Origin of the sequence: Pseudomonas sp. Z003-0.4C(8344-21), from assembly GCF_900104975.1 — a bacterium.
GTDB classification, from domain to species: domain Bacteria; phylum Pseudomonadota; class Gammaproteobacteria; order Pseudomonadales; family Pseudomonadaceae; genus Aquipseudomonas; species Aquipseudomonas granadensis.
Map to the genome: position 1 here is coordinate 5,635,833 of NZ_LT629756.1, position 20,034 is coordinate 5,655,866.

Here is a 20,034-nt window from a genome sequence, read left to right on the forward strand (position 1 = left end):
GTCCTATGTCGGCGGTACGCATCGGCCCATACACATTGCAGAACGGCTTGATTCTTGCCCCGATGGCGGGCGTCACCGATCAGCCCTTTCGTCAGCTGTGCAAGCGTCTGGGCGCAGGGCTTGTAGTCTCGGAAATGGTTACCAGCGACATGAGCCTGTGGAACACCCGCAAGTCGCGCATGCGCATGATCCACGAAGGTGATCCCGAGCCACGCTCGGTGCAGATCGCCGGTGGTGATGCGCAGATGCTGGCGGAGGCGGCCCGGGCCAACGTCGAGCTGGGCGCTCAGATTATCGACATCAACATGGGTTGCCCGGCGAAGAAGGTCTGCAACAAGGCCGCCGGCTCCGCGTTGCTGAAGGACGAAGCACTGGTGACCGAGATCCTGCAGGCCGTGGTGGCTGCGGTGGATGTACCGGTCACCCTGAAGATCCGCACCGGCTGGGATCGCGAGAACAAGAACGGCCTGACCGTGGCGAAAATCGCCGAACAGGCCGGGATCACTGCGCTGGCCGTGCATGGCCGCACGCGCGCCGATCTGTACACCGGGGAAGCCGAGTACGACACGATTGCCTTGATCAAGCAGGCGGTGTCGATTCCGGTCTTCGCCAATGGCGATATCGATTCGCCAGAGAAGGCCCGTTACGTGCTTGATGCGACCGGTGCCGATGGCCTGTTGGTGGGTCGTGCCGCTCAAGGACGGCCATGGATTTTTCGCGAGATCGAGCACTTCCTGCGTACCGGCGAGAAATTGCCGGCACCGAAGCTGATCGAGGTGGAACGCATTCTGCTGGAGCATCTGGCCGCCCTTCACGCCTTCTATGGGGACGTGATGGGCGTGCGTATTGCGCGCAAGCATGTGGGCTGGTATCTCGCAACCTTGCCGGGCGCCAGGGAGTTTCGCGCCCGTTTCAATCGTTTGGATGGTACGGAAACACAATGCGCCAACGTTCGGGAGTTCTTCGCCGAGCGTTACAAGAGCCTGACAGGGGACGAAGAAGGGGTGGCCGCATGACGATGATGACCGAGACTTTAGTGAGTGGAACAACACCCGTGAGCGACAACGTGAATTTGAAACAGCACCTCAACACGCCGAGCGAAGAAGGCCAGACCCTTCGCGGGAGTGTCGAGAAGGCGCTGCACAATTATTTCGCCCACCTTGAGGGCGCGTCCGTCACGGATGTGTACAACCTGGTGCTCTCCGAAGTCGAGGCTCCCCTGCTCGAAAGCGTGATGAACTACGTCAAGGGCAACCAGACCAAGGCCAGTGAGCTGCTGGGACTTAACCGCGGCACGCTGCGCAAGAAACTCAAGCAGTACGATCTGCTGTAAGCATTCAATCAAACCAGAAAGGCGCCCGCGTAAAAAACGGTCGCCTTTTTTGCTGACTTCCTTTGCTTTTGATGGAAATTGAGATGACCGACCAGACTACCCGCCTGCCGATCCGCCGCGCCTTGATCAGCGTTTCCGACAAGACCGGGATCCTCGAATTCGCCAAAGAGCTGGAAGCTCTCGGCGTCGAGATCCTCTCCACCGGCGGAACGTTCAAGCTGCTGCGTGACAACGGCGTTGCCGCAGTGGAAGTCGCGGATTACACCGGTTTCGCCGAGATGATGGACGGTCGGGTGAAAACCCTGCACCCGAAAATCCACGGCGGCATTCTCGGTCGTCGCGGTATTGACGACGCGATCATGAGCGAACACGGCATCCAGCCGATCGATCTGGTCGCGGTCAACCTGTACCCGTTCGAAGCCACCATCAACAAGCCAGGCTGCGACCTGCCGACCGCCATCGAGAACATCGACATCGGCGGCCCGACCATGGTCCGTTCGGCGGCGAAAAACCACAAAGACGTGGCGATCGTGGTGAATGCCAGCGATTACACCAGCGTGCTGGAAAGCCTGAAGGCCGGCGGCCTGACCTACGCGCAGCGTTTCGACCTGATGCTCAAGGCTTTCGAACACACCGCCGCCTACGACGGCATGATCGCCAACTACATGGGCACGGTGAATCAGGCGGCTGAAACCCTCAGCACTGAAGGCCGCAGCGAATTCCCGCGCACCTTCAACAGCCAGTTCACCAAGGCCCAGGAAATGCGCTACGGCGAGAACCCGCACCAGAGCGCGGCGTTTTACGTTGAGGCCAGGCCTGCCGAAGTCGGCATCGCCACCGCGACCCAACTGCAGGGCAAAGAGCTGTCGTACAACAACGTGGCCGACACCGACGCCGCGCTGGAATGCGTGAAGAGCTTCGTCAAGCCAGCCTGCGTGATCGTCAAGCACGCCAACCCGTGTGGCGTTGCCGTAAGCCCGGACGCCGAAGGCGGTATCCGTCAGGCCTACGAACTGGCTTACGCGACTGACACCGAGTCTGCATTCGGCGGCATCATCGCGTTCAACCGTGAACTGGATGCCGAGACCGCCAAGGCGATCGTCGAGCGTCAGTTCGTTGAAGTGATCATCGCTCCGAGCGTGAGCGCAGAAGCCCGCGCCATCGTCGCTGCCAAAGCCAACGTGCGCCTGCTGGCCTGCGGCGAGTGGTCGGCAGACCGCGCCGCCGCGTGGGACTACAAGCGCGTCAACGGTGGCCTGCTGGTGCAGAGCCGCGATATCGGCATGATCAGCGCCGATGACCTGAAGGTTGTGACCAAGCGCGCCCCGACCGAGCAGGAAATTCACGACCTGATCTTCGCCTGGAAAGTCGCCAAGTACGTCAAGTCCAACGCCATCGTCTACGCGAAGAACCGTCAGACCATCGGTGTCGGCGCCGGCCAGATGAGCCGCGTAAATTCGGCACGTATCGCCGCGATCAAGGCTGAGCACGCCGGTTTGCGGGTCGCCGGTTCGGTGATGGCCTCGGACGCGTTCTTCCCGTTCCGCGACGGCCTGGACAACGCGGCCAAGGTCGGCATCACTGCGGTGATCCAGCCGGGTGGTTCGATGCGTGATGCCGAAGTGATTGCCGCTGCTGATGAAGCGGGCATTGCGATGGTGTTCACCGGCATGCGCCACTTCCGTCACTGAAATACGGCAGCTACAAGTCTCAAGCTGCAAGCTGCAAGAAAGAGCAGGCATGTGTCGCTCTTTCTTGCAGATGCAGCCTTATTAATTCAGAGCCATAAGCTGTAGTTAAGAGCCACACATTCGCTCTTGCTTGCAGCTTATAGCTTGCAGCTTTCTCCGAAGGAGTCTTTCTTTGAACGTTTTGATCATTGGCAGCGGTGGCCGTGAACACGCTCTGGCCTGGAAAGTGGCTCAGGATCCGCGCGTGCAGAAGGTTTTCGTCGCGCCGGGCAATGCCGGTACGGCAATCGAAGCCAAGTGCGAGAACGTCGCCATCGACGTGCTGGCGCTTGAGCAACTGGCCGATTTTGCCGAGAAAAACGTTTCCCTGACCATCGTCGGCCCGGAAGTGCCGCTGGTCGCCGGCGTTGTCGATCTGTTCCGCTCCCGCGGCCTGGATTGCTTCGGCCCGACCGCCGGTGCTGCGCAGCTCGAAGGCTCGAAAGCCTTCACCAAGGATTTCCTCGCGCGCCACAAGATCCCGACCGCCGACTACCAGAACTTCACCGAGATCGAGCCAGCGCTGGCTTATCTGCGTGAAAAAGGCGCGCCGATCGTGATCAAGGCCGATGGCCTGGCGGCCGGTAAAGGCGTCATCGTCGCCATGACCCTGGCTGAAGCCGAAGACGCCGTGCGCGACATGCTCGCCGGCAACGCGTTCGGCGACGCCGGTTCGCGGGTGGTCATCGAGGAATTCCTCGACGGCGAAGAAGCCTCGTTCATCGTCATGGTCGACGGCAAGAATGTCCTGCCGATGGCCACCAGCCAGGACCACAAACGCGTCGGCGACGGCGACAGCGGCCCGAACACCGGCGGCATGGGTGCTTACTCCCCTGCCCCGGTGGTCACCGCCGACGTGCACCAGCGCGTGATGGACCAGGTGATCTGGCCGACCGTGCGAGGCATGGCCGACGAAGGCAACGTTTACACGGGTTTCCTCTATGCCGGTCTGATGATCGACAAGGCCGGTCATCCGAAAGTCATCGAGTTCAACTGCCGCTTCGGCGATCCGGAAACCCAACCGGTGATGCTGCGTCTGCAATCGAGCCTGGTGTTGCTGGTCGAAGCCGCACTGGCGCAAGCGCTGGACAAGGTTGAAGCGCAGTGGGATCCGCGTCCTAGCGTCGGTATCGTGCTGGCCGCCGGTGGCTACCCGGGTGACTACGCCAAGGGTGCGCCGATCAACGGCCTGGAAGCAGCGGCAAGCCTGGAAGGTAAAGTGTTCCACGCCGGTACCGCACTGAAAGACGGCGCCGTCGTCACCGCCGGTGGTCGTGTGCTGTGCGCAACGGCCATGGGTGCAACCGTGGGTGAAGCGCAGCAGCAGGCGTACAAGCTGGCTGCGGCCATCGACTGGGAAGGCTGCTTCTATCGCAAGGACATCGGCTACCGTGCCATTGCCCGTGAACGTGGCGAAACCCAGCAATAAGCTGAGTCATGCCCGGCGTGGAATGTCCTTCCTCGCCGGGCTGTTCTGCCGCCGCGCGTCGTTATATTCTGGCATCAACCTACGAAGGGATTTCGCCGTGCGCTGGCTCAGGATTGCCATAAGCTTCACCGTCACGCTGCTGACCTTGCTCTGCATGCTTCCGGCCCTCGCCGGTCAAGGCAGTGGCTGGTCGGTATTGCTTGACGATCAAGGCAACCTGCAACTGAGCGATATCCGCTCTGCCCGCTACACCAATCAATTCAGCCCCATCGAACTCGACCGCCTCACTGCGGCCGCGCCCGATGGCGCCTTGTGGCTGCGTTTCAGGCTGGCGCCGGGAAAGCATGAACAGGTGCTGCGCATTTTTGCCCCGGACCTTTCGCAGCTCAATCTGTATGTGCTCGATGGCGACAGGCTGATCGAGCAACGCAACACCGGCACCGACCAGCCTCAGGCCGAACGACCGCTGCCGAGCAGCGACTTCATGCTGCCGCTGCCGCAGAGCGAAAAATCGCTCGACGTTTACCTGCGCATGGTTTCCGATCATCAATTGCGCCCTCACGTGACGCTGCAATCGGCGGTGACGAGTGCGGCCGACCACCATCAGACGCTACTGTTCGGCATGCTTTTCGGCTGTCTGGCCATGCTGCTGTTGCACAATCTGGTGCGCTACGCCTATTCGCGTTCGCGCAGCAGCCTGTGGCTGGCGGTCTGCGAGGGTTTGCTGGGGCTGAGCCTGTTGCTGCTGCTCAATCTGGCAGGTCCGTGGCTGCCGAACTGGCATGCGGTGCAGACCCCTGGCGCGTACCTGGCGCTGCTGCTGACCGCGCCGGCCGGTTTGATGTTCGCCTACCGTTACTTCGCCCCGCTCGGGCCGCACCCGCTGAACAAACTGCTGCTTGGCGACATCCTGCTCATCGTCACGTGCAGCCTGCTTCTGTTGTTCGTCAACACCCTGCCTTTGAACATCATCACGTATGCGCTGGTGGCGCTGGCCGGTCTGAGCATGTTGTTCGTCGGCTTCTACCACTGGCAGAAAGGCTACCGCCCGGCGCGGCTGTTTGTTGCGGCGATGGTGGTGTTCAACATCGGCACGCTGATCATTCTGCCGGCGCTGCTGGGGCTGACACTGGTATCGCCGCAAGGCCTGATCATGATTCTGATGGTGTTCATCTGCATCAGCGGCTTGCTGATGAGCGTCGCCCTGGGCGAGCGTCAGCGAAGCATCACCGAGAGCCGTTTCAGCGTCAGTCGCGATCTGGCCGCGAGCAACGCCGAGATCAACGCCAAAGCCGAGTTCCTCGCCAAGATCAGCCACGAAATCCGTACGCCGATGAACGGCGTACTGGGCATGACCGAACTGTTGCTGGGCACGCCGCTGTCGGTCAAGCAGCGCGACTATGTGCAGACCATCCACAGCGCCGGCAATGAACTGCTGACGCTGATCAACGAGATTCTCGACATCTCCAAACTCGAGTCCGGACAGATCGAACTGGACGACGTGCAATTCGACCTCAACGCCTTGATCGATGACTGCCTGAGCATCTACCGCGCCAAGGCCGAACAGCAGAACGTCGAGCTGATCAGCTTCATTCAGCCGCAAGTGCCGCGGGTCATCAGCGGTGACCCGACCCGTCTGCGCCAGACATTGCTGAGCCTGCTGGAAAACGCCCTGAAGAAAACCGATGAAGGCGAAGTGCTGATCGTCGTCGCCCTCGACGAGCGCAGCAACAAGCCACGTTTGCGCATTGCCGTGCAGGACAGCGGCCAGCCGATGGAGCAGGAAGAACGCGACGCGCTGATGCACGCCGAACTGCACAGCAAGCACTTCCTGTCGGCCAACCGCCTGGGCGGCAATCTGGGGCTGGTGATCGCGCGGCAACTGATCCGCCTGATGAATGGCGAATTCGGCATCAAGAGCGGCGCCACGCAGGGCAGTACCCTGTGGCTGACACTGCCGCTGGATCCCGATCGCCTCGAACACCCGACTTCGGACCTCGACAGCCCACTGCAAGGCGCGCGGGTGCTGGTGGTCGATGACAACGACACCTGCCGCAAAGTGCTGGTCCAGCAGTGCAGTGCCTGGGGCTTGAATGTCAGCGCCGTGCCGTCGGGCAAGGAAGCGCTGGCCCTGCTGCGAACCAAGGCGCACCTGCGTGACTATTTCGATGTGGTGCTGCTCGATCAGAACATGCCGGGCATGACCGGCATGCAGCTCGCGGCCAAGATCAAGGAAGATCCAAGCCTCAATCACGACATCCTGCTGATCATGCTCACCGGCATCAGCAATGCGCCGAGCAAGATCATTGCACGCAACTCGGGGATCAAACGCATCCTCGCCAAACCGGTGGCAGGCTACACCCTGAAAACCACCCTGGCCGACGAGCTGAACCAGCGCAACAAAGGCCAGACTGTGTTTCAGCCGCAAGTGCTCACAGCGGCCACGGCGGCGAAAGTACCCAGCGATTTCCGCATCCTCGTGGCCGAGGACAACACGATTTCGACCAAAGTGATTCGCGGCATGCTCGGCAAGCTCAACCTGCAACCGGACACTGCCGCCAACGGCGAAGAAGCACTGCAAGCGATGAAGGCCCAGCGTTACGACCTGGTGCTGATGGACTGCGAGATGCCGATCCTCGACGGCTTCTCGGCGACTCAGCAATTGCGCGCCTGGGAAGTCAGCAACCAGCGTGTTCGCACGCCGATCGTGGCGCTGACCGCGCATATTCTCGCTGAACACAAGGAACGCGCGCGTCAGGCCGGCATGGATGGGCACATGTCCAAACCCGTCGAGCTGTCGCAGTTGCGCGAGTTGATCGAGCATTGGGTGGCCCAGCGCGACCAACAGAACCGCACCTCGACGCAACCTTCGTAAGCCGACAGGCTTTGCGGTGCCTGATAGACTCCTTACGATCCCCCGCCAGTGAGCCTGCACCCATGCTCCATGTGTTGTTCAGCGTTTACCTGAAGATGCTGGTGCTTTACAGCCCATTCTTCGTGTTGTCCTGCTTTATCAGCCTGACCCGCGGTTATTCGCGCAAGGAACAACGGCGCCTGGCCTGGAAGGTCGCGGTGGCGACGCTGGTGTCGAGCGTCTTGCTGTACCTGTTCGGGCGGGTGATCTTCGATGTGTTCGGCATCACGGTTGATGCGTTCCGCATCGGTGCCGGCAGCGTGTTGTTCATTTCCGCGCTGGGCATGGCGCAGGGCAAGCCGGCAGTACAGGCCGATAACGTACAGCAGGACGTCACCATCGTGCCGCTAACCATTCCGCTGACGGTCGGCCCCGGCACCATCGGTGCGTTACTGGTCATGGGTGTCAGCCAACCGCATTGGGACGACAAGCTCACCGCGATCATGAGTATTGCGCTGGCCAGTTTCACGGTGGGCGTGGTGCTTTATCTATCGAACCGCATCGAGCGAATTCTCGGTGATCAGGGTTTGCAGATCGTCAGCCGCTTGATGGGCCTGTTTGTTTGCGCGCTGGCAGCGCAGATCATTTTTACCGGCGTCAAAGGCTATCTGGTGCCTTGAGCGCTGGCAGCTGTACGCACAGGACAAGAAAAACGCCGCGAACGGCAACGTTCGCGGCGTTTTTGTGTGCAGGCTCAACCCGTCAAGGCAACTGTTCAATCACAGCCGCCAGCGTAGCGGTGCCGTCGCTGTCCTGTGCGGCCTTGAACGCCAGCAACCATTGCTCCAGCGCGACCAGACACAGGCGACCCGAGACACTGAGCGCCAACTCGCAGGCGCTCTGCTCCTGGGCGTAGCGCACGATCAGACTGCAACCATTGTCCGGATCGGCAAGCAGCAGCTCGTCATCGACCCGCGACATTAACCAATGCCCACATTCCCCCACGTCGAGCGCGAGCAAGCCTGGCTCCGACGCTTCGCTGGAAGACGGACGCCGCACATCGACGACGATGCAATCCAGACGCTGCCAGCTATCGGCCGAAATCCGGTAGCCCTCCGTGTGCGAACCGAAGCTCAGGATCAACGTGTCCACACCGTCAACCAGCAGCGGCTGGACTTCGGTGAGGTCATCGCTCACTTGCAGCGTCATGACCTGCGCATCACGCTCGGCATGGCTGCCCGGCAACCACACGCTGTCGGTCGTTCCGGCACTGAAAACCAGCTCGTCGATCGAGTCGAGCAACAGCGGATTATCGGTATCGCGCGTACCGAGGAACGTCGCCCACCGGCCATCCTCCCGGGCGGACACATCGAACAGCCGATTCAGCGTTGGCACGTAATATTGGTAACGATTGCCGGTATTTTCTACGGGCAGGAAAGCGGCATGGGCTTGCCCGTGCAGCAGTTGCTTCAAACGCTCGCACAATTGTGCGGGCGTTTCGCCGAGGCGCCAGGACCAGCGATTTTCCGTGCCGACAATCCGCGCCGGTTGTTGATCCTGCAGTTGCAGCGTCACGCCTTCGCGGGTGCGTCCGAGCAGGCCATCGCCCTGCGGCAGGACTTCGCCGAATGTCCACGATGACCAGACCGGTTCGGCCTGTGGCAAGGCCTGGCGATGCTGCACGACGCTGCTGTTGCCGAACGCCGCGCGAGCTTCCTCGAATGACACCAGCGTCTGCCGCCAGATTGCTCCGGCATCGGAATCCAGCAGCCAGACGGCTTGCCGGTCCGGCGTCAGGCCCAGTAACGTCAGCTCACGGATGCCAGGCGTTTGCGCCAGTACCAGCTTTTCGTCCACGCACCACGCCGCGAGAAAGGGCTGGCCTGCCTGGGCGCGCAAGCCGATGATCGCAAATGCTGCGCTGTTGTATTGCCTGGCCAGCGCCGGCAGTGCGGCCAGCCAGTCGGGATGTTGTTGCAGCCAGCGCTGGCTGAGGCCGACGAACTGCAGCACATCCCTGTCTATCTCGGACAACCAGTTATCCTCACGGGCACCGAGGTCGATCTCGAACAGTCGTCCATCGCTCAACGTGGCGAGATAGCTGTCACCGACACGTCTGATGTCAACCACATCCCGCGCCAGCGCTTGCTGCATGAAAACATTGTCACGCGGTTCGATGCCATGGCTGAGCATCTGGCTCTGCTTGCTGTAGAACAGCCGTGCCGTGGCCGGATCAGCGGATCGCGGCATGAGCAACACTCTGTCCGCGTCACTGAGCGGGTCGGCGCGGAAGTAGCGGCCGTTTTCCGCGCCGATCCAGGCTCGCTCGAGCAGTTGATCGAAGGAATAAGCCTGCGCATGAATATACGGTGCGTAGCGCCATGTGCTGATGGCCGGAGCCATGCCGGGGGTTTCGTCGGCATAGGGGCGAGGCTGTTTCTGGCGATGACGGAAAAACACGATCCGGCTGCCTTCTTCAGGTTTGAGGGGGGAATTTTCCAACCCGCGCGACCTTAGCGTGATGTCGGTCAGTGTCACGTCCTTGTCAGCCAGATGAAATTCCAGCGTGGTTTGCACGTTGAGGTTTTTCCGCTCGACCAACTGCTGCGAGACGCGCAGAGTGCCGTCTGCGAGCTGCGCGAAAGCGCTGATTTTCGTGCCGGGTTCCAGACTCAGCAAACGATAGCGCTGCACGACCAGCCCGCTGAGCACATTGACGCGCCAGACGGTGGCGTGATCGGGATGATAAAACCACGCTTCATCTGCCGTGGCGGCGCCCAGCAGCAAGCCATCGTTGACCGCGCCAGGCAGGTTGCGCGCGTATAACAGGCGTCTGCGCGGGCCATCGTAAAAAGCCGTGGTCCTCAGCGGCTGGCTGGCCGGGGTGAACGGCACGTTGAATCGCTCAAGCCTCAGATAGCCGGCGGCCAGACGATCCTCGTCACCGAGTTTGCTTAGTCGCGCAAGGACATCGCGGGAATGGTGGGTATCGCCAAGGGTAACGGACACCAGGCGCAATGCATTGTGCTGCCAGTCCAGCTCGTACAGTTCACCTCCGGCCAGTTCGATCAGCCCCTCGAAAGCCGACAGCACGATGCCGTCAATCGTCAATTGACGCCCCGCCAGATATAACCGTGGGCCGTCGTCATCCGCAATCACTGCATCAGCAAAGCGGACCTGCTCGAGATTGACCCAGGGCGCATGCACCAGCCATTTGCCAAAGCCGTTAAATTTCACCTCGCTCAGACCGCGAGTCAGGCGCAACTGACAGTGACCGGGCATGGAGGTGATTTCATAGGAAATTTTGTGCAGCCATTCCACCGGCAACGTCGGCACCGCCAACTGACGAACATGCTCGTTGAGCTGCACACGAATCGTGGTCGGTTTATAGACCGGATGCAGCTTGTAGAGAATGTGTTTGAGCGACGGCGTGCTGTGCAGATAGAAACGCCGGTTGCCTCGCTCATCGTATTCGAGCTTGTCTGCCACACTGTTGCGCAACTGCGGGTAGCGGGTGTGGATACGCTCATCGAGCTGTATTCTCAGGGTATCGCCCAATACCATGAGCGGATTGAAATACGACAACCAGTTCGGGTCGGGATGTTCACTGGCGCTACGCGGTTCAACCTGCTCTCCCGGCAAGGCCTCGTAGACATAGCCGGCGCCCCCCAGTTGATATTCGTAACCGTAATAGCAAAGCGGCGTGCAGGGCAGCACCACGGTATGCAGCGCAACATCGTCGCGGATATCCAGCGGTGCGCTCTCGGCCAGACCGAAGGCCTGGCGAATGTTCAGCGATCGGTGGATCTGCTTCGGATCATCGTTGTACTGCGGCAGCTCCAGCGGGCCGCCGCCCCATGGATAGAACCGCTGGCTGTCGAAACGAACCTGCCGGTCTTGCAGATCAAGCTGGGTAATGACGGCTTCGGGCGGGAACTGCAGCGTCCCGTCGGCAAAGGTAAAAGCGCCTGGCTGGTAAGCGTTGTGGATGGCACGCAAATGATTGCCGACCGCCGTAGCCTTGTCGGCGATTTGCCCCAGATTGCTGGCAATCGCGGTGGCACCGATGCCGATACCGAGCAACGGCACCGACAGAATGGCTGCCGCCGCGCCGGCCGTTCCACCGACTGCCAGCGCGGCAATGTCCAGCCCCAGTGCCGCCACATTGAACGCCAGCGACGTGGAAAAACGTGAGCGCTGCTCGTGGTTCTGCGCCAGCGAAAGGTTGTAGATGTCGAAGCCGATGTTGACCAGCGAGAACGCAAAGCCGACACCAGTGGCTGCCGGCCCGAGCACACGGCCGACCAGTGACGACTGACGCAACAGCAGCGCTTGCTCACTGGCTGCCACCTGCCGCACCAGGTTGATCACCTGAACGGTATCGCTGACCACGCCGAAACCCAGTTGGGCATAACTGACGTAGACCTGCACTTGCAGGGCAATTGACAGGGTTGGCAACTGATCGCCAGCCTGGTAATCGCGCTGGCGCATTTCGGTGACCAGGGTCTGGATCGCAAAGGCAAAGCTCAAGCGACTGCCGCCGTCAGACTCAGCGGGGGCCGCGGGTTTGGCCGCTTTGACCAACCGCTGCAGATGCTCTTTGAGCGTGTTGAATCGCGGGTCGATTGTACTGACCGTTCGCGCCTGACGGGGGTTTTGCGCATCGACCAGGGTCAGCGAAAAAGCGCCGTCCGCCTGCGGCTTGAGGGTGTCGAGCAACGGCAGATATTCGCGCCCGAGCGAGTGTTCACTGCGCAATTGCTGCGTGGCCTCGCCGAATGCCTGCGCCCAGTACCGTGCATCCACTTGCGCCAGGCTTGTGCCCATGCGCGCGTTTTCGCTGAGCGAGCGCTGGCGCGCCAGTGCTTGTCTGGCCCAGACCGAGGCACGGCGCGAATCGCTCGAAGGCGAGTGCAGAAAGCTGTCCAAAGGCAACCCCGCCGACAGCTTGCGCGTGACGATGGCATCCGTGTTCAGCTCGACCACATTGAATTGTGCACCGGCCATGTCACCCAGACCGTAGAGCCTGGCCAGTGCGCTATCGCCTGCGCTGAGATAACGCTCCACGCCGAGCTTCGCCTGGGCACCTTCGGCGAACGCATAGATGGCAAAGTTGGGGTCATAGAAGCGGTAGACGAACCGGTCGCCCACTTGCACCTTTGCCAACAGCAACGCGTGATCGCCGGTGTCGAGCAACAGGACTGCAGGTGTACTTTTTGCTTCCAGCGCCTGCATCAGCGTATCCAGACTCTGCAAGCCGCGAGCCTCCCCGATGGCACTCGTCGGCAACGTCCGCAATTCGTTCAACGCGCTGAGCAAAGCCCGTGAGCTGGTGTGTTCAGGACTGATGCTGGCCGTCGCGACATGCCCGACCAGCGTGCGCTCGGCCGACTCGCCGGCAGCCACGGCGGCGCCCACCAACAATGCCAGCGGATAGCAGCGGCGCCCTGGGTCGCTCGCTCCCTGCATGAGTAAGTCCTGCGACAATTGCCGGGCCGAGGTCGCGCCGGCGCTGATGAACATTTCCCGCACCTGCGCACTGCGCTGAATGATCCGGGTGCGGTATTCACGCTGCGCGGTGCGCTTGATCTGCCCGATACGCTCGCTCCATTGCCGCACCGTCAGCGCTTCGAAGAGCGCCTGGACCTTGAGTTCACGCGCAGTCAGCACTTCATGCGCCTCACCCCGCGTCAGTGCCGTCGCGAATTCCGGCCGCTGGTGAAGGGCTTTTTCGATGGCGTCAAAACGCGCGAAAGTGCCGTCGCCATCGGTTGCCACGGCAAGCTCACGCACGGTCTGCCAGACGCCCGCAAAACCCGCATCGTCCAGACTGTCCGCTCCGAAAATCCCACCGAGCATGACCCGCACCAGCGGACTGAGTTGTTGCAGCGGCAGCGCGTCATGGGCAATCCGACTGAACAGTTCGTTGAGATTGCTGGACGTTTCGGCGCCGTGGGAAACCGGCAGCTCGCCCTGCGGTTGCGCCGCAATCAACTGCCGCGTGTCGAAGCCGATGGCAAAAGCATCGGTGAAGGTGATCTCACCGCTGAGTTTTTCGCGCATGGCCCGGACAAAGGGCTCGCCGAGGTCATCCATCCATTGCTGCAGGACCGACGTCAGCAATACCGGTTTACCGCCCACCACCGGCCAGCCCTGCTTGAACGTCAGCGTCTGTTGCGGTTTGAGCAGATCCGCCAGTTGGCCGGTATAACGCGACTTGAGTTTGCCGCTGCGCCATTTTTCCTGCTCTTTGGCCAGCCACTGCGCCTCATCGTCATTGACGGTCCAGCCGGAGATCATTTCCTCCTCGGTAAAAACGTTATAGCCCTCAACCAGTTTCAGATGATTGCGGATGCGGTCGATCTGCTCAGGCAGCAAATGTTCTTCGATGTATTTGGTCAGCCCGGCGGCCGCTGCCCCCGGTCCGGTAAGGGTGATCGTGCTTCGAGCACCGACCCGAATGCCGTCCTGATAATAGGAATGGATGGCTTCGATGAGCCTGCCTGCGGCGAAATGGATCGTTGAAGACGGGAATTTCTTTTGCGCGAGCACTTCATTCACGACGTTCTGAATAACCGCGATCAAACGCCCCGCGTCGTTCATATCGATACCGGCGGCGATCGCACGACGCTCCACTTGCAGCAGGCAGTCATAATTCAGACGGATCATCTGCATGTAGGCCATGGTCATGCCACTGCCTGCGTGGGCGAGCATATGCGCGTTCATTTCCCCCGCAACGGATACCCCATGAGCCGTTCCCAGACGCATCGCATCCCGTGGTACCGAATGCTCCTGCGGGGCGACGAAGATCTCCCCTGGAGGATGCTTGTTGCGAGCAAACGTCTGCAACGCCTCCCGGTCTGCAGCAGCAATAGTCTCTACTCTGTCGACATAGCGATGCCGGTCACGACCCGGCATCAAGGTTTCATCGTTATTGAGCAACACTTGTAGTACGCCAATACGTCGTTCTTCGCTGTAACCGCTGATATCCACGCCACCCAATTTGTCGGCCAGCGGTGGCAAGTAATCCATGTCACTGTAACGACCACCCTCCAGATATTCAGCCTGCAAGCGCACAACATCACTGGCCGCTGCGAAGTTGCCGCGCATCGCCACTTCACGCTGATAGACATCCTCTAGAAAATGTCCGGAAAACTCACGATGGACATCGCGCAACTGCAAGTCGCTGCCGGCCATTTGCTGATGGCTGTGCAAACATTCCTGCCGAAAGTTCTCCAGTGTTGCCCGGTCTTTACCGTAGGCGCGCACCATCAATTCAATACGGGCCTGATCGGCTTTGCCTTGCCATTGCGGTTGTTGCAGAAACGTGAACATCTCGTGCTTCAATACTCGCGCCCGGTCTTCGATCATCTTCGCCAACTCGCCGGGCTTGCTCACGGTGTCACCACCCGACTCCATCGCATCGACGCGGGCGCTGTCGGAGATGACCCGATTCATTTCGAAAGCCAGCAAGGCATCGCTGTCGTACCAGAGATTGAACTGGTAGCCCTCTGTGGCCAGGACCTGGCGCCAGACATTCATGTAATCACGCTGGATAGCGCCGACCTGGCTGCCGCCGACCCAGACAAAGTGCATTGTTTTTGGCACTGGCGCGGGTACGTCACTGAATATGCTCACCGTTGCCGCCAGGCGCGCCGCGTAATCGCGCAACCCATTCTCGATTCGATCAATGGCCACCGGCATGGGCGCCGTCTTGCGCTTGGCCAGGCGCTCGAAGTTGTCGAGGAAAAGCGTTACGACTTGCAGTTTTTCAGTGAAATCCGAGGCCCTGCCGGCACTCTCGTAAAGCGCTGCCAACTCGGCATATTCGCCAGTAGCGGAAAACTCCTTCAAGGCGCGTTGCAGCGCTGAATAATCTTCGGCAGAAATAAGATCCGCTTCGCCGACATACTGTTCCATGACACCCATAAGCCTTCATCCCTGATTCATTAAAGTGAACCTGGACGAAGTTATGCCGCTGTTGCAGTGACTTCAAAAAACACAAAACTCAAATAATTACCGGAGAAACATCGAATAACAGTCATATTGCTCACGCGCACTATCCGGCAACAGATAAGTTGCCCGCCAGTCATTGGTCAGACAGCCAAAGCGGCGTTCTTGACGCAAGCATCGTCCGGTTTCAAAGGGAAAGATTCAGACAGGAACTTTGACCGGATGTCACGCCGAGACAAGTTGCTTACAACTTGCCTCGGCGTGCAATTCAGGCAAGCGGCTTTTCGCCGTACCAACGCGGTGTGTAAACCCATTCACCACCGCTGGCACGGGGAAACGTGCAGGTGGTGGAGGAACCGATCAGCACCATCGTGCGCATGTCGACCTGATACGCCGTCAGCGCGCCGAGGGTAGTGGTGCGCAAGGTCTGGCCCGGGCGGCCGATATCGCGCCCCAGCACGACCGGTGTTTCCGGGGTGCGGTGCTGCGCAACGATCTCCAGCGCCCTGCCCAACTGCCAGGGGCGCGCACGGGAAATCGGGTTATAGAACGCCAGCGCCAGATCTGCCTGTGCAGCGAGGTCCAGACGTTTTTCGATGATCGACCACGGCTTGAGGTTGTCCGACAGCGACATCACGCAGAAGTCATGGCCCAGTGGCGCACCGGCTTGCGCGGCAGTAGCCAGCGAAGCGGAGACGCCGGGCAGAATTTCCAGATCGACGCTGTGCCACGCCGGGTCGCTCGATTCGTGCAACGCTTCGAGCACGGCCGCGGCCATGGCGAACACACCGGGATCACCCGAGGACACGACGATCACCGAACGCCCTTCGGCAGCGAGGCGGAAGGCGTGACGGGCGCGCTGCATCTCTTCGCGGTTGTCGGTGCAATGCTGCACCTGATCGTCGCGGAAGGGGCCAGCCATGCGCACGTAGGTTTCGTAGCCGAGCACGTCGGTGGCGCGGGCCAGTTCGGCCTTCACCGCCGGCACCATCAATTCAGCAGCACCGGGACCGAGGCCGATCACCGCGAGACGACCGCGAGGGCGGCCGATGTGCTGGATGTCCAGCGGCTCGGCGGCCACTGCAATGGCCAGATTCTGCACAAGATGAAGCTGCGCTTGCGGTACGGCAGCCAGCGCGATTGCCTGCACATCAGTTGCAGTCGCGACAAAGCGCAACGGCACGCCCAACTCCAGCGCCGCTTCGCGCAAGGTTGCCGATGCCATCTCACTGTCAGCCGCCAACAGGCACGCCAGCGATTGCAAGGCGACGCTCGCCTGTTGCAATGCGCTGCGCACGGCATGCGCCAGGTCGGCTGTCTCTGCACGCACCGCCACTGCGACGCTGCGCGGGTAAATCAGTAATTCATCGGCGCTCGCTGGACGCTCGGCACTGCCGACATGAATCGTGCGTTGCGCCTGTGGGTCCTGCGGCAACTGCGCCTGATCCAGCCACGGCGCCACGCCTTCGACGCGCACGCTGTGGCCGGCGAGCAGGTCGGAGACAAAGCGCTTGCCCGATTCCAGATCGCCCAATGCATAACCGCTCGGTGGATTGAGCAGGCAGGTACCAAAGCGCAACTCGCCACTGGTAGTGATCGCTGCTGCCACCTGCAACCCGGCAGCGATGTCGCGTGCCATGACGTTGACCCCGCCGAGGCCGCCCAGCAACGGCACTACCGCGCTGCCATCCTCGGCGACTGCAAGTACGGGCGGCTCGGCGCCCTTTTCCAGCAACAGCGGTGCCAGCGTACGAATGACAATCCCGGCCGCACACAGGGCAATGATCGGCGTGGCCTGCTGATACAGCGCGCGCAGGGTCGCGCCGAATTCCTGATAGACGAAGTCAGCACCTTCGACGCGCCCGGCGAGACCGTGAATCTGCGACGCCGGGTACACCTGCTGAATGCGCCGTGCGGTGGCCAGACTGCCTTGGCCGAGAATGACGATGGCGGGGGTGATCTGCGTCATCAGCCTTGCCACCGTTCACCGGGCACGATGATCAGGGAGAAGTATGGCGAGGACATCGGCTCGACCTGATCCATCGGCACGATCTTCTGGTTCGCCATGGTCGCCCGCTCGACATACAGCGCGCGCTCGGCCAGACCCAGTTCTTCGAGCACCTGACGCACCTTGGGAAAGTTGCGCCCCAGCTTCATGATCACCGCCGCGTCGGCATCGGCCAGACGTCGCTTCAATTCTTCATGGGGCAACACGCCGGAGAGCACCGACAGGCTCTGATTGCGGTAAACCAGCGGCGCCCCGAGCACCGAAGCACCGCCGAGCATCGAGCACACACCCGGCACCACTTCGGCCTCGTAACGAGTGGCGAGGCGATCATGCAGATACATGTAGGAGCCGTAGAAGAACGGATCACCCTCGCAGATCACTGCCACATCGCGCCCGGCATCCAGATGCTCGGCGACCGCCACGGCCGCTTCGTCGTAGAAATCGCTGATCACCTGCTCGTAGGACAGCGGCGCCGGCAGCGCTTCGGTGGTCACCGGGTACACCAGCGGCAGCAGGTTCTGCGCTTCGACCAGATGCGCTTCGATGATGCCGAACGCGTTGCCCTTTTTGCCCTTGGCGACGAAGTACGCCACCACCGGCGATTCGCGCAGCAGGCGCAGGGCTTTGACGGTAATCAGTTCCGGATCACCAGGGCCGACACCCAAGCCGATCAAACGTCCCTTGGCCTGCATCATTCCACCTCCGTGGCGAGCGCGTTGACCGCGGCGGCAGCCATGGCGCTGCCGCCGAGGCGGCCCTGCATGATCACGAACGGCACGCCACGACTGTCGGCAGCGAGTGCGGCTTTGGATTCGGCCGCGCCGACGAAGCCCACCGGAAAGCCGAGAATCAGCGCCGGTTTCGGTGCACCGGCGTCGAGCATTTCCAGCAGATAGAACAGTGCAGTCGGCGCATTGCCGATCACCACTACGCTGCCCTCAAGGTGCGGACGCCACAGCTCCAGCGCCGCGGCAGAACGGGTGTTGCCCATTTCGCGGGCCAGATCAGCCACGCTGTCGTCACGCAAGGTGCAGATCACGTCATTGTTGGCCGGCAGGCGGGCACGGGTTACGCCTTCGGAGACCATCCGCGCATCACACAGGATCGGCGCGCCGGCGGCCAGCGCATCGCGCCCGGCCTTGCCGGCACCCTCGGAAAATTGCAGACCGTCGACGGCTTCGACCATGCCGCAGGCGTGGATCACTCGCACAGCGAGTTTTTCCAGGTCGGCCGGGATGCGCGCCAGATTGGCCTCGCGGCGAATGATCGCGAAGGAGTTGCGATAAATCTCCTGACCGTCGCGGATGTAATCAAGCATCAAGGGGGCTCCGGGCGGCGAGCAAGGTCGCGGCCGCTTCAATAGTAAGGTTGCAGGCGTGCAGCGCGCCAAAACCCGGCAGCGCTGCATCGCGAAAATAGAGATCGTAATGACCGGGACTGACGGCCAGCAGCGTCGCCGGGGCACAGTGTGCCGCCGCGCAGGAACGCATGCAGCCGCTCAGATGTACATCGACCGCTGTGGGCAGTAGCGTCGCCAGTTGTCGGGCGTCGCCCTTGGTGTCGGCCAGGCCTTTGCCGCAACCGCCGGCACCGGTGCAGGCAATCATCCGCGCCAGCGGCTCAGAGGCCTCGGTCAACAGACCCAATGTCTGCAATCGACGCAGCACCTCGCCGGCATCCGCCGCCATGACATTCGGCAGCAGCAGAGTCTGCCACGGCGTCAAGCGCAGGCTGCCGTCGCCGAACTGGCGAGCCAGTTGCGCGGCACCGCGCAGCATCATCGGATTGAGCCGCCCCAGTGGCGGTACCGCACCGATATAAACCCGTCCGGCAATGCTTTGCGCATGCACGCCGATGTGCAGATCGTCCTGCGCAGGTTGGCGCTTCCAGCCACTGATGGCTTTGACCGGCACGCGGCTTCCCAACTGCTCAAGGAACGCCAGCACGGGAAGTTCTTCCAGCACATGGCGCATACGCGTTTGCTCGGGACGCGCCAGCTCGAGAAACAGTTCCAGCACCGCCACCACCAATGCGTGGCCGTTTTCCACCGCCACCGCACCCAGCGCGCGATCCGTCGGGCAGCCGGCCAGGCCGAAGGCCAGCCGGGTTTCGCCGCCGTGCTCAAACGCCGACAACCACAGGTCATGGGCATGCTCGAGCATCGCCAGCGCTTCGCCGCCGTCCAGTTGCACGGCGAATTTGGCGCTCAACTCATGGAAACGCGAATGGCGTTGCAGGGTGTCGAGGATGCGCTCGGCAAGGGCGCGGGTGTCGAAGCGCATCTGCCGATCGATCCCGGCGGCGGGACTGAGCATCAGATTGCGCACGTCGTCGCCAACTGGCGTGCGTGGACCGAGACCGACGGCGAGCAGGCTGTCGATCAATGCCGCCGACTGCGCGCCGATTCCGCGGATCTGCAGATTGGCGCGATTGGTCGCCTCGATCACACCGCTGGCAAAGCGTTCGGCGGCGTCTGCCACGGCGTCGGCCTGATCGGCACTGATCGAACCGCCATTGAGTTTGATTCGGCAGATCCCGCCATCCAGCGCCTGGACGATACGCAGCAACCCCGGACAGGCCGAGGGGCGTACAGCGGTGGATGTCGGACGTTCGTTCAAGGGGCTGACCGGTTGCGTGGCATAGGCGCTTCGCAAGCGAAGGCGCAGTATTATGCCTGCTTTGTCCGCCGGCATGAAAAGTCTGCCCGTCGGAACGCAACAGGGACGG

The 20,034-nt window shown here is 61.5% G+C and carries 11 protein-coding genes; 6 read left to right on the top strand and 5 right to left on the bottom strand.

The genetic code is table 11. From position 1 onward, the window contains the following. Positions 1 to 5: 5 nt before the first annotated feature. From dusB to BLU24_RS25475, 6 genes are all read left to right on the top strand, one after another. Complete coding sequence (gene dusB, locus BLU24_RS25450) at positions 6 to 1,016, top strand: tRNA dihydrouridine synthase DusB (RefSeq protein ID WP_093105162.1); 1,011 nt, start codon at positions 6 to 8, stop codon at positions 1,014 to 1,016. Further along, positions 1,013 to 1,333, top strand: a complete 321-nt coding sequence (gene fis / locus BLU24_RS25455; RefSeq protein ID WP_002555375.1) for a DNA-binding transcriptional regulator Fis — start codon at positions 1,013 to 1,015, stop codon at positions 1,331 to 1,333. The genes dusB and fis overlap by 4 nt, the downstream gene beginning before the upstream one ends. A gap of 83 nt (positions 1,334 to 1,416) precedes the next feature. Beyond that, positions 1,417 to 3,024 (top strand): bifunctional phosphoribosylaminoimidazolecarboxamide formyltransferase/IMP cyclohydrolase, encoded by a 1,608-nt coding sequence (gene purH / locus BLU24_RS25460; protein ID WP_093105166.1) that lies wholly within the window; start codon positions 1,417 to 1,419, stop codon positions 3,022 to 3,024. A 172-nt stretch (positions 3,025 to 3,196) separates the two neighbouring features. Further along, a complete protein-coding gene (purD, locus tag BLU24_RS25465; protein WP_093105171.1) occupies positions 3,197 to 4,492 on the top strand; it encodes a phosphoribosylamine--glycine ligase in 1,296 nt (431 codons plus the stop codon). Between the two features lie 97 nt (positions 4,493 to 4,589). Next, a complete protein-coding gene (locus tag BLU24_RS25470; protein ID WP_093105176.1) occupies positions 4,590 to 7,367 on the top strand; it encodes a hybrid sensor histidine kinase/response regulator in 2,778 nt (925 codons plus the stop codon). A gap of 62 nt (positions 7,368 to 7,429) precedes the next feature. Then, entirely contained in the window at positions 7,430 to 8,026 is a 597-nt protein-coding gene (locus BLU24_RS25475; protein WP_025111770.1) for a MarC family protein, read from the top strand. An 82-nt stretch (positions 8,027 to 8,108) separates the two neighbouring features. On the opposite strand, the gene BLU24_RS25480 is transcribed toward BLU24_RS25475, so the two are convergent. The 5 genes from BLU24_RS25480 to cobG form a co-directional block, all read right to left on the bottom strand. Continuing rightward, positions 8,109 to 15,275 (bottom strand): TcdA/TcdB pore-forming domain-containing protein, encoded by a 7,167-nt coding sequence (locus BLU24_RS25480; protein WP_093105180.1) that lies wholly within the window; start codon positions 15,273 to 15,275, stop codon positions 8,109 to 8,111. Positions 15,276 to 15,567: 292 nt separating this feature from the next. Next, a complete protein-coding gene (gene cobJ, locus BLU24_RS25485; protein WP_093105184.1) occupies positions 15,568 to 17,268 on the bottom strand; it encodes a precorrin-3B C(17)-methyltransferase in 1,701 nt (566 codons plus the stop codon). Further along, the gene (locus tag BLU24_RS25490; protein WP_418951632.1) at positions 17,268 to 18,002 is read right to left on the bottom strand and encodes a precorrin-2 C(20)-methyltransferase; all 735 of its coding nucleotides are present in this window, start codon (positions 18,000 to 18,002) and stop codon (positions 17,268 to 17,270) included. The genes cobJ and BLU24_RS25490 overlap by 1 nt, the downstream gene beginning before the upstream one ends. Further along, the gene (locus BLU24_RS25495) at positions 17,999 to 18,625 is read right to left on the bottom strand and encodes a precorrin-8X methylmutase (RefSeq protein ID WP_090281023.1); all 627 of its coding nucleotides are present in this window, start codon (positions 18,623 to 18,625) and stop codon (positions 17,999 to 18,001) included. Before BLU24_RS25495 ends, BLU24_RS25490 begins: the two co-directional genes overlap by 4 nt. Next, positions 18,618 to 20,000 carry a precorrin-3B synthase gene (gene cobG, locus BLU24_RS25500; protein ID WP_093105189.1) on the bottom strand — a complete coding sequence of 461 codons (1,383 nt, stop codon included), beginning with the start codon at positions 19,998 to 20,000 and terminating at the stop codon, positions 18,618 to 18,620. Before cobG ends, BLU24_RS25495 begins: the two co-directional genes overlap by 8 nt. Positions 20,001 to 20,034: the final 34 nt, after the last annotated feature.